At 59.7% G+C, this 7,938-nt stretch carries 10 protein-coding genes and 1 tRNA gene; 3 read left to right on the top strand and 8 right to left on the bottom strand.

Going from position 1 to position 7,938, the window contains the following annotated elements; translation table 11 throughout:
* Nucleotides 1-249: 249 nt before the first annotated feature.
* The 3 genes from NW844_RS09620 to upp all read right to left on the bottom strand — a co-directional run bounded on the left by NW844_RS09620 (nucleotide 250) and on the right by upp (nucleotide 2,678).
* Complete coding sequence (locus NW844_RS09620) at nucleotides 250-861, bottom strand: tetratricopeptide repeat protein (RefSeq protein ID WP_414335170.1); 612 nt, start codon at nucleotides 859-861, stop codon at nucleotides 250-252.
* A 73-nt stretch (nucleotides 862-934) separates the two neighbouring features.
* On the bottom strand, nucleotides 935-1,813 hold the full coding sequence (locus NW844_RS09615; protein WP_414335169.1) for a hypothetical protein: 879 nt from the start codon (nucleotides 1,811-1,813) through the stop codon (nucleotides 935-937).
* A gap of 175 nt (nucleotides 1,814-1,988) precedes the next feature.
* The gene (upp, locus tag NW844_RS09610; protein ID WP_414335167.1) at nucleotides 1,989-2,678 is read right to left on the bottom strand and encodes a uracil phosphoribosyltransferase; all 690 of its coding nucleotides are present in this window, start codon (nucleotides 2,676-2,678) and stop codon (nucleotides 1,989-1,991) included.
* A gap of 190 nt (nucleotides 2,679-2,868) precedes the next feature.
* Here upp and NW844_RS09605 point away from each other — a divergent pair, with 190 nt between their 5' ends.
* On the top strand, nucleotides 2,869-3,945 hold the full coding sequence (locus NW844_RS09605) for an ABC transporter substrate-binding protein (protein ID WP_414335166.1): 1,077 nt from the start codon (nucleotides 2,869-2,871) through the stop codon (nucleotides 3,943-3,945).
* A gap of 9 nt (nucleotides 3,946-3,954) precedes the next feature.
* Here the strand turns inward: NW844_RS09605 and NW844_RS09600 are convergent, their stop codons facing one another.
* The 3 genes from NW844_RS09600 to ssuE all read right to left on the bottom strand — a co-directional run bounded on the left by NW844_RS09600 (nucleotide 3,955) and on the right by ssuE (nucleotide 5,522).
* The gene (locus NW844_RS09600; RefSeq protein WP_414335164.1) at nucleotides 3,955-4,599 is read right to left on the bottom strand and encodes a YqiA/YcfP family alpha/beta fold hydrolase; all 645 of its coding nucleotides are present in this window, start codon (nucleotides 4,597-4,599) and stop codon (nucleotides 3,955-3,957) included.
* A 12-nt stretch (nucleotides 4,600-4,611) separates the two neighbouring features.
* Nucleotides 4,612-4,851, bottom strand: coding sequence for a preprotein translocase subunit SecG (gene secG, locus NW844_RS09595; protein ID WP_011433676.1), 240 nt, complete (start codon nucleotides 4,849-4,851; stop codon nucleotides 4,612-4,614).
* A 143-nt stretch (nucleotides 4,852-4,994) separates the two neighbouring features.
* Nucleotides 4,995-5,522: an NADPH-dependent FMN reductase gene (gene ssuE, locus NW844_RS09590; RefSeq protein WP_414335163.1), complete on the bottom strand. Its 528-nt coding sequence runs from the start codon at nucleotides 5,520-5,522 to the stop codon at nucleotides 4,995-4,997.
* 103 nt (nucleotides 5,523-5,625) lie between these two features.
* Between ssuE and NW844_RS09585 the strand changes: the two genes are divergently transcribed.
* Nucleotides 5,626-5,697: transfer RNA gene (locus NW844_RS09585), tRNA-Gly, on the top strand.
* Between the two features lie 136 nt (nucleotides 5,698-5,833).
* Nucleotides 5,834-6,277 carry a DUF29 domain-containing protein gene (locus NW844_RS09580; protein ID WP_414335162.1) on the top strand — a complete coding sequence of 148 codons (444 nt, stop codon included), beginning with the start codon at nucleotides 5,834-5,836 and terminating at the stop codon, nucleotides 6,275-6,277.
* Nucleotides 6,278-6,282: 5 nt separating this feature from the next.
* Here the strand turns inward: NW844_RS09580 and nusB are convergent, their stop codons facing one another.
* Together nusB and NW844_RS09570 are read right to left on the bottom strand one after the other, a co-directional pair.
* Nucleotides 6,283-7,137, bottom strand: coding sequence for a transcription antitermination factor NusB (gene nusB / locus NW844_RS09575; RefSeq protein WP_414335161.1), 855 nt, complete (start codon nucleotides 7,135-7,137; stop codon nucleotides 6,283-6,285).
* Between the two features lie 93 nt (nucleotides 7,138-7,230).
* A partial coding sequence (locus NW844_RS09570) for a 3'-5' exonuclease (RefSeq protein WP_414335160.1) occupies nucleotides 7,231-7,938 on the bottom strand: 708 nt, incomplete at its 5' end.

Raw genomic sequence — 7,938 nt, 5'->3', positions numbered from 1 at the left:
AGCTACCTGTGCAGTCTGGAGAGCTCTATGGAAGTCCAAACTTGGCTGAATTGGCTGTTCGGAGGATTGGCCCTGCTGATCTGGGTGGGAGGCATGCTGATGATGTTCACCACGGTGTTCACCACCAAAGGCACCCAAGATCCTCAGTCGGCGTCCAAAAAGGGAGGCGTTTAGCCCAAGCGGGATCCCTGGTAGCTGGCCCCATGCCTTCAGAAGACTGCCAGGCGCGATCGGCTGTCGGTGAGGGAGCTAGTCCAGCTCCCGTTGGCGTAGCCGCTGCAGAGCCGAGCGAGGTTTCTCCTTCTCCGGCAATTGTGTCTCCGTTGCGGTGGGCAGGGTGGCTGTTTCTGTTTTCTGGGGTTCGGGCAAGAGCTGGGCCGCTTCCGACTCAACGGCTGGAGGGCGAGCCGGGGGTTGGCCGGGCAAGGGAACAGACTCCAGGGGGGCCAGTAGAGATTGAAGATGGCGGTGGGTTTCGGGATTGTTGCTGGCGGCCTGGGCCAGGAGGGTGAGCTGCTCTTTGGCTGCGACCAGGTTCCCCAGTTTGAGATCCACCAAAGCCAGTTGATAGCGGGCTTTAAAACTACTGGGATCCACCTCCACCGAGCGTTGAAAAGCGGCGCGCGCTTCCGCCAGCTTGCCCTGACGGGCATAGATCAAGCCGAGGTTAAACGGCACGTCTGGATCCCGTTCGCTGGGGAGCACCAAGGTTTTTTCTTCCAGTTCAATCGCGCTCCGGTAGGCGTTGACGGCCAAGGTATGAAAGCCCATCTGCAGATAGCGGGCTCCGTCTTCCTTCAGTTGGGCGACCGTCGGCTCCCCTGTCAGCAGGGTCATGGGCGGTTGCGCATGGGCAGGCATTGCCATCGCCCAACTCAGCAGGCATCCCACCGCTCTTAGGCTCAGGGGGATAGCCGGATGACCGGGCTGCTGTTTATTCACCACCATGATCTGTTTCCTCCAACCACGTCAACACCACTTCGTTCCACCCCTCTGGGCCAGGGAGCTGAGCCAACTGCCATTGGGGCAGGGCCTCATTCCAGAGGCTATCCGCAATTGGGCTGGGAAGCACCACTTTTCGTTCTGCCCATCGCAAAAAGGCCACATCGGGCGGGGAACAGCCAATGCCCAAAGCCTGAACAGGGCCCAAATGCCGTTGGTAGCAATCCAGCAGCCGCCGTACCGCCTCTTCCCCCGGCGAGAAATGGGGCTCTGTAACCGGCTGCACCCATCCGGTCAGATACCATTGCGGTAGGCTGGAGAAATGAAGCTGACGTACCCGCAGCAGATGTTGGGTGAGGTTAGCTTCTTGCTGGGCAAAGGCTTCTCGCAGGGTTTCGGGATCCCCGGAATAGCTGAAAATCTCGCTGTACTCCCGCTGCTGCGCTCGCTCTGCCTCTTCCAAAGGGATCCCGGCGGCAGCCGCCAGCTCAGAGGCAGTCCAATCTCCAAACCCGATCAAATCCAAGCGGGAATCTTGACGCACCTGCTGCAGGATGCTGCGCAAGCGGGCATAGGGCAGTCCCAGAGCATACACATAGTAGGGAGGACGGTGTTGCCAGCGTTCGTCCAAAATGCCCGCCGGGAAATAATGCTCGGGAACGTAAACGGCGGATCCGTCCTCACAAATGAACGGATGCTCCAAGTGCAACTGCCGCCGCACATGTTCCAGTTGAGCGCGGGTGCGCAGGCTGTAGAGCACCAAGGGAATGGAGCGGCGCTCCAGAGCAGCCAAGGCTTGTCGGGCAGCACCATAACTGTTGGATTCCAGATCCAGCAAGCTGCCATCCAAACTGGTCAGGACAAGTCGCATAGGCGCAGGAGGGGAAAAGGCGCCGGCACCCTCAGAAGTCCAAGCAGGCCAATCGACCGGGATGCCCAAAGCGCCAACATTACCCATGATCCAACAGGTTGAGCAACCCAAACCGCCAAAATGACCCTCTAGGGTAGGTTCAAGGGCGGCGGGAAGCCCCGCACTGTAAGCGTGGCTAGTGTCCTGTGCCGAAGGCGCGATCCCCTGCATCCCCCAGCCCAGGCAGGATAAACCCTCGGTCGTTCAACCGCTCGTCGATCATGGCGCAGAAAATTTGCACCATGGGGTAGTGGGATCCCAGCCGCTGTAACCCCGGAGGCGCTGCCAAGACGCTGACAATCCTGACCAAGCTGAGATCGGACCCCCGTTTTTTCAGCTCATCCAAAACCCAGAGCAGCGTGCCCCCGGTGGCCAACATCGGCTCGGGAATGAGGATGCGCATCTGGGCGGGGATCCGCTCGGGAAGGCGATTGAGGTAGCAACTGGCCTGCAGCGTTTCCTCGTCCCGTACCATGCCGACGTGAAAAATCCGTGCCTGCGGCAAAAGGGCCTGACAACCTTCCAGCATCGCCAAGCCGGCCCGCAACACCGGCACAATGCCCAGCAGGGTATCCGGCGCGATGACCTCTGCGACAACGGGTTCCAAGGGCGTTTGCACCTGCACAGTCTGGGTGGGGATCCACTCCCGCATCGCCTCATAGGTCAGCCAACGGCCCAGCTCCGACATGGCCGTGCGAAACAGGGGCATGGGCGTCTCCACATCCCGAGCCACAGTTAGCCAGTGCTTGATGAGCGGGTGAGGAGGTACGTAAACACGAAGCTGCTGACTTGCCACCAGAGGACGCCTCAATCTGGGCGGTAGCATAGCGGGTTACCTCGGCAGAAAGCAAGCACTCCAATGGATGGAACCGCATGCCACTGGATCTCGTCTGCAAATGCCGGTAGCCGGAGATACTGATCTGCCCAAGCGTTTTGGGTTTGCTAGGGTGTCGCTGTTTACATGCGTCTTTGGCCACCTTAGTATCCTGTAAAAAGCAGGTTAGGGAGAATGGCTCATGGTTTCGTCTCGGCCCTCTGAATCGACCACCAAGGCTCTGAGCCGCCGTCAACTTCTCAAGGTAGGGGCCGCAGCCCTTGGGGGCGGCCTGTTGGCGGCGGGGGGTGCCCAAGCTCGGCGCAAGCCCTCTCCCACCCTGATCGTGGCTCAGGGATCCGGCCTGGAGCGCGTTTCCTACGCCACCAACTGGTATGCCCAGGCGGAACACGGCGGCTTTTATCAGGCGGTGGCGACCGGCATCTACCGCGAGCATGGCCTGGATGTCACCATCAAGATGGGTGGCCCCGGCATCAACATCACCCAGGTTTTGGCCGGTGGAGCTGCCGAATTTGCCATGGGGGGAAGCGTAGGGGTGATCAGTGCCGTGCGAGAAGGGATCCCCCTGGTGTGTGTGGCAGCCATTTTCCAAAAAGACCCGCAGATCCTCATGGCCCACCCCGGCACCCAGCGCTTTGAGGAGCTCAAGGGCCGCCCTATTTTTGTCTCGAAAGGGGGACTTGTCACCTACTGGCCCTACTTGAAGGCGCGTTTTGGCTTCACCGACGATCAGGTTCGCCCCTACAACTTCAACCCCGGCCCCTTTTTGGCGGATCCCAGCTCAGCTCAGCAGGGCTACCTGACTTCCGAGCCTTTTGCCATCCGGCAGGAAGGGGGATTCGAGCCGGTGGTCTTCCTCCTGGCGGATTTGGGCTACAAACCCTACGCCACCACCATCGAAACCCGTCGGCAACTGGTGGAGACCCGGCCCGACTTGGTGGAGCGATTTGTGGATGCCTCGATCAAGGGCTGGTACAGCTTCCTAGAGGATCCCCGTCCGGCGTATCGCTTGATCCAGCAGGACAACCCGGAAATGACCGATGCCCAATTGGCCTACAGCTTCGAGAAGTTGCAGGAGTACGGCATCATCTTGTCCGGCGATGCGCTGGAAAAAGGCATTGGCGCCATGACCGACCAACGCTGGCAAGACTTCTTCGACAGCATGACGGTGGCGGGCGTGTTTGAGCCAACCATCAACTACCGGGCTGCCTATACGCTGGACTTCGTCAATAAAGGCACTGCCTACTACACTGCCTGACCGGCAACACTACCCCGTCACCCAGCCACAGAAGCGGCTGATAGCCGGCCAACTGAGCTCCAACACATCGGTCAGGGCGTGGTCGCTCTCCACTGCCACCAGTTGGGCCCAGGGGCGACGGGCCACGTAGTCTCGGCTGGCTTGGATGGGAATGGTTTCGTCTTGGATCCCATGCACAATCAGGGTGGGCACCGGCCGTCGTAATGCCCCATCTGGGTAGCGTTGGGCATCGGTGACAAAACCGTATTCCAAAGGCAGCGGGCGCCCTTCTCCATAGTGAAACACCGTGAGTTGTCCGGTGCGTTGCCAGGTCTCCACCGCCTCCGCCCCCAGCCGCGGCAGCCAATGGCCCAAAAAGCCGAAAGCCGGCGCCAAGAGCACCAGGCGCTGCACACAAGGGTGCTGTTCGGCAACCCAGGCGGCCACCAAACCCCCCAAACTAGAGCCGATGAGGGTGACAGGAGGGTAGTTCATCTCGGCAAGCTGGTCGCCAACCTGCCGGATCTGGCGGGTCAAGGTGAGCTGGGCAAAATTGCCCTGGTTCAGATCGGGCACCTGAAGGGGGATCCCCACCTGCTGCAGCCGCTGCCGAAAAAAAGTTGCCTTGGCCGACTGGGGCCCAGAGCCAAATCCATGCAGGTAAATGGCCAACACGGAAAAAGATCCCTATGGCCCTGTGGCTGCCGAAAGCCAACCTGCGCCCAACACCACGCTGATGGAGAGGAAAAGGGTAGCCACCGTCCAGGTGATGCGGTTGAGGTTTTGCTCGGCACTTTTGGAGCTGGAGAACAACTGGGCCTGCCCACCAATGCCCGCCAACCCATCGCCCTTGGGGCTGTGCAGCAGCACCAAGATCACCAGCAAGATGGCCGAGGCCGACCAGAGAAACTCAAAAAATGCTTCCATCGCAGAGGATCCCCGTAGGGCAAGTTGCCAAAGCCATTATCGCCTAAAGCCCCATCCTAGCGCACTCTGTCTCGGCACCGCTGCCATTGCCAAATCCAGTCGCCAGGCCCAGACGTCTCTGCTCTCTCCAGGAATGTTGACCATTATTTCACCGCCTGGGCAAGTGCGCGGATCCCGGCTTGCAGACGTTCCTCGATGTCGGCCTCTAGCTGGAGTGTTCCGGCAGCATCAAACTGAATTTGAGAACTTAAGATGTAAACCCCTCTCAAAATATGGGTGGCCCCCATCACCGACAACACAGGTTTCATCGCAAAGTCGATGGCCAGCAGATGGGCCAGGGTTCCCCCGGTGGCGATGGGGAGAATCACTTTACCGGTAAAGGCGTCTTGATCCAGCAAATCCAGCAGCGCCTTCAACACGCCTGGATAAGAGGCTTTGTAAACGGGAGCAGAGATGACGATCCCGGCAGCTTGGGCCACCTTTTGCTGGATCTCCCTGAGTTGAGGGCTATCGAACTTGGCCAGCGCCAGATCCTCTGGCGGCAAGTCCCGCACCGAAACCAACTGAGTGGTCAACCCCAAATCCGACAGGATCGCGGCAGCATGATGCAAAATGGCTTCCGAGCGAGAAGGAGCGCTGGGACTACCGGAGAGCAAGAGGATGCTGGACATAGGTTGCAGACAGAATGCTGCCTCAGTTGTATCAGGGATCCCACGTGAAAGATGATGATAGACTAGGAAGGACAGGGCTTCAGGATGCCGGGCCCAGTCCTGTGCGGGCGTAGTTCAGTGGTAGAACGCTAGCTTCCCAAGCTGGATGTCGTGAGTTCGAGTCTCATCGCCCGCTTCTTGACACCAGACAAGCAAAACCCTCTTCCCCCGATCATTATTCGGTTCCAACCTACCCTGAGCCGATGTCGAGTTGGAGGGGGGCAAGGAGCCAGTAGAAGTTCTTGGGTCGGTGTCCGCTTAGGTAATCAAGCATGCAACTTTACGAGTCCGACTTCTATGCCTGGACGCAACAGCAAGCTGCACTGCTGAGAGCGGGGCAGTGGGAGCAACTGGATATCGCCAACTTGGTGGAGGAAATCGAGGCTTTGGGCAGGCAAGAACGCCGGGAATTGCTGAACCGGCTGGGGATCCTGGTAGGACATCTGCTGAAGTGGCAATTCCAGCCCCACCTGCGAGGCAAAAGTTGGCGGGCAACGATCACCGAACAACGCCGCCAGATCCAGCGGTTGCTCAGGGACAATCCCAGCCTCAAGCCCGATCTTTCGGCAGCCCTGCAAGAGGCTCATCAGGACGGGATCCTGGTGGTGGTGAGAGAAACGCCCCTGTCTGAGACAGATCTGCCGGCCCAGTGTCCCTACACATTAGAGCAGGTGATGGATCCCGACTTTTACCCTGGCAAGGAAGATCCCCCGTGATCTGCTCAGCCCGCCGAACCGGCAGCAGGGCCCCCGTGGGTCTCCACCGGGTTGTCCACCACTCGTCGCAGCACGCCGTTGACGAAAGCGGCGGCCTCCGGATCCCCGTATTTTTTGGCCAATTCTACGGCTTCGTTGATGGCGACCTTAACGGGGCTGCTGGCCAGGATCTCCATTTCCACCACCGCCAGGCGCAGGATATCGCGTTCGATCCGACCCACCCGCTGCAATTGCCAGCCCAGCAAAACCTTTTGCAAACGAGCATCAATCGCCTCTTTGTGAGCATGCAGAGCGGTTAACAGTTGCAAAGCATAGGCGCGCACTTCTGAAGATTGGGCAATGTGCAGTAGCTCTGGCATGGACAAGGCAACTCCCAGCCGGTTGACCGCCTGTTGGGACAACTGCACAACCTCATCCAGGATGTGGCGGACGCTGTGCAGTCGCTGTTCCATGTGTTCCAGGGCTTGGCCGGCGTTGCTGAGGGCCACTTGGGCTTGGTGGGCCAGCTCCAGCAATTCTCCCGGCGCGGTGTCGCGGGCGTTGGTCTCCGTCAGAGCCGTTTCCAGGCGCTGCAGATGTCGTTGGGCCTGCTGAAGGCGGACAGTAAGGGAGCGAGATCCGCCCTCTTCCTTGGCATCAGAAGCAGCCAATAACAGGGGATCACTCTCGTGCAGCAGGCGATCGCTGCGCTGAATTTCCGCCGCCGCCGTGGAGAGAGTTTCATGGGTCTCTTCCTGCAGGGCGCGGATGGCTGCCAGCAGCAAGTCCGCCAGTTGTTTTTCGCTCAGTTTGGCCGCCGTGGCCGGCAGTTGGTTGACCCCTAGCAGGGCCAGTTCGCGGGCAACACGCCGAGGTTGCATTGCAGAATACCCATGGTTTTGAACAACTGCCCCATCGGGCTTAGCCATGCTAGCAGGCTGCCGCGGGGCAAGGAAGAACCAGAGGCCTCGCTGTCAACTCGCTTCGGAAGGGCGGCTTAACACGCGAAACGCCAAAGATGCACTCTGCTCTTTGCCATAGGGGGATTGGCTGGAGACCGAGAGGGTGAGCCGCCGTTTGCTGCGAGTGATGCCCACGTATAGCAGCCGCAACCGCTCTGCCGCCAAGTCTAGAAAGGCCTGTTCGGTAGGAGAGTTGGCCTGCAGCTCCCAATACCTTCTGGGGCTGAGCTGTCGCAACTGGGCCAGGGCCTCTGCTTTCATGTCTACATCTTCCAAAAACTTCAGCCCCACCGGTCGCTCCCCGTGCTGGGCGGGAAACTCGTAGGCCGACACCTGGGGGATGAACACCTGATCCCATTCCAGCCCCTTGGCACGGTGCAGCGTGGCGACGGTGATGCTGCCCGGCTCGGGGTCGAAGGCAAAGATCTCCGAGGGCAGGTTGTTAAGGTGGCGATCCAGAATCACCTGAAATTCTTGGGCAATCTCCTGCCAATCGACCTCAGGCAGGGATCCCAGCACCTGCTCCAACTGGTCGATGACGTAGTGACCTACAAACAGTTCTTCCGGCTTGCGGTAGAGGCTTTGGACAATCACATTCAGCGCCTCTGCCCAGGGAGAACGCCCGGCCCGTAGCCAACTGGCTAGGGTACACAGCAGCCGGCCTAAGCTTTGCCAAGAGGGGCTATCCGGCAAAGTAGGGGCTTCCCCAAACTGGGGAAA

It is taken from the genome of Synechococcus sp. H55.2, assembly GCF_047462495.1.
GTDB lineage: Bacteria > Cyanobacteriota > Cyanobacteriia > Thermostichales > Thermostichaceae > Thermostichus.
Note: the sequence above shows the minus strand (reverse complement) of the source record. Positions and strands in the feature narration are given on the sequence as shown.

Bases quoted from the DNA above. Each gene is read 5' to 3' on its own strand.
- NW844_RS09620 (WP_414335170.1), bottom strand. From the start codon at position 861: ATGCCTGCCCATGCGCAACCGCCCATGACCCTGCTGACAGGGGAGCCG.
- NW844_RS09615 (WP_414335169.1), bottom strand. From the start codon at position 1,813: ATGCGACTTGTCCTGACCAGTTTGGATGGCAGCTTGCTGGATCTGGAA.
- upp (WP_414335167.1), bottom strand. From the start codon at position 2,678: ATGCTACCGCCCAGATTGAGGCGTCCTCTGGTGGCAAGTCAGCAGCTT.
- NW844_RS09605 (WP_414335166.1), top strand. From the start codon at position 2,869: ATGGTTTCGTCTCGGCCCTCTGAATCGACCACCAAGGCTCTGAGCCGC.
- secG (WP_011433676.1), bottom strand. From the start codon at position 4,851: ATGGAAGCATTTTTTGAGTTTCTCTGGTCGGCCTCGGCCATCTTGCTG.
- ssuE (WP_414335163.1), bottom strand. From the start codon at position 5,522: ATGTCCAGCATCCTCTTGCTCTCCGGTAGTCCCAGCGCTCCTTCTCGC.
- NW844_RS09580 (WP_414335162.1), top strand. From the start codon at position 5,834: ATGCAACTTTACGAGTCCGACTTCTATGCCTGGACGCAACAGCAAGCT.
- nusB (WP_414335161.1), bottom strand. From the start codon at position 7,137: ATGCAACCTCGGCGTGTTGCCCGCGAACTGGCCCTGCTAGGGGTCAAC.